Source organism: Pseudomonas sp. SIMBA_068 (assembly GCF_046534705.1).
GTDB lineage: Bacteria > Pseudomonadota > Gammaproteobacteria > Pseudomonadales > Pseudomonadaceae > Aquipseudomonas > Aquipseudomonas putida.
Map to the genome: position 1 here is coordinate 1 of NZ_JAWRYI010000227.1, position 319 is coordinate 319.

The window sequence follows — 319 nt, forward strand, 5'->3', positions numbered from 1 at the left end:
GGCGTCGGTACCGATGCCGCTGATGGCGATGATCTCCAGCGCGGGCAGCTGATCCATCAGCGCATTGGACAGCCCTTTGGCACCGCCAGTGACCACACCGCGAATGCGTGGGCCAACGTCGTTGATCAGCTGTTGCGGGTCGCGCTGTTGATACAGGCGATGCACCTGATAAGCGCTGACCAGCTGGGCATCGATGGCCTCGGGGACTGGCTGGGTCAGCAGCACTTCGATGGCATTTTCGTTCATGTCGAGCATCCGGCAGTTCGAAGACATGACTCGATGCTAGGCCTGCAATTGATACAGGTCTAATATAGATACT

1 pseudogene is annotated in these 319 nt (G+C 58.0%); it reads right to left on the bottom strand.

The window, feature by feature from the left end:
• Positions 1-246: pseudogene (locus SB756_RS28940) on the bottom strand (2-hydroxyacid dehydrogenase); the annotation flags it as partial.
• Between the last annotated feature and the right edge of the window lie 73 nt (positions 247-319).